Origin of the sequence: Aeromonas sp. ZOR0002 (assembly GCF_963866995.1) — a bacterium.
In the GTDB taxonomy this organism is placed as follows: Bacteria; Pseudomonadota; Gammaproteobacteria; order Enterobacterales; family Aeromonadaceae; genus Aeromonas; species Aeromonas caviae.
The window spans coordinates 1-1239 of record NZ_CAWMFQ010000329.1; the positions used below are offsets into that span (position 1 = coordinate 1).

The window sequence follows — 1239 nt, forward strand, 5'->3', positions numbered from 1 at the left end:
AAGGAGGGGGTCACTGGTTCGAGCCCAGTAACGACCACCATATTGAAAAGCCCGCAGCGATGCGGGCTTTTTCGTTTCCGTCTCCCATCAGGTCCGCAGTCGATCCAGCTCGCTTGCCAGGGTGGTGGCCGCCTGTTCCAGTGCCTCGCTCAGGCGCTGGCTGGCATTGGCCTCCTGTCCCAGGGTGGTGGCGGCGTCACCGATGCGCATCAGGTTCTGGTTGATGGTGTCGCTCACGGCACTCTGCTGCTCGGCGGCGGTCGCCACCTGGCTGATGTGATCATGGATCTGCTGGATCTGGGTGACCACCTGATTGAGTGCCTCGAAGGCCTGCTCCGTGCCTTCAACCGTGCTCACCGAGCGGGCGATCCCCGTGCTCATCAGCTGCTGGCTGCTGGTGACCTCGGTTTGCAGGCTGCCGATGAGCTGCCCTATCTCGTCGGTGGATGAGCGGGTCTTGTTGGCCAGCGCCCTCACCTCGTCCGCCACGACGGCAAAGCCCCTGCCCATGTCGCCGGCCCGCGCCGCCTCGATGGCTGCGTTGAGGGCCAGCAGGTTGGTCTGTTCGGCAATGGCCCGGATCACATCGAGAATGTGGCTGATATTGGTGCTGCGCTGGGCGACCTGGGCGACCGCCTTGTCGGCCTGATGCATGTCCTCGACCAGGGTATGGATCTCGCTGCGGGCCCTGCTCAATGTCTGCTGGGCCGTGCTGACATGGTGGGTCGCCGCTTCTGACTCCTGCGCCGCCTGTTCCGCATAGCCCGCCACGCTGACTGCCGTGGTGCTCATCTCGTGCATGGCGCTGACCACGCTCTCCAGCTCCAGGCTCTGATCATCCAGGCTGCTGCGCATGGCATCGGCCGTCTGTTTCATGCCCCTGGCCTGCTGATGCACCTGTTGCCCAATCTGCTTGCTGCCCTGCACCATGGCCCTCAGCTTGCCGAGGAAGGCATTGAGATGCCTGCCAAGCTCGATGAGCTCCTGGTGGGTGTCGATACGCATCTGCTGGGTCAGGTCGCCCTCATTGCTGGCGAGGTGGGCGACGTGGCGGCTGATGAGGGAGAGGGGCGCCGTGATGGTCTGGATGAACCAGACAAGCAGGCCCAGGGCCACCAGGGTGATGACAACGATGGCAACCAGCTGCTGCTGCTGGGTCGCCTGCAACAGGCTGCCGAGCTGCTGGCTGATGGTGTTGGCCTGGCTGAGGGCGAGGGCCTTGGGCACCTTGATACTGTG

General features: G+C 64.2%; 1 protein-coding gene. It reads right to left on the bottom strand.

Annotated elements, in window-relative coordinates; translation table 11 throughout:
* Positions 1–87 precede the first annotated feature (87 nt).
* Positions 88–1239, bottom strand: a 1152-nt coding sequence (locus tag AACR77_RS17605) for a methyl-accepting chemotaxis protein (protein WP_042883046.1), incomplete at its 5' end; no start/stop codon positions are given.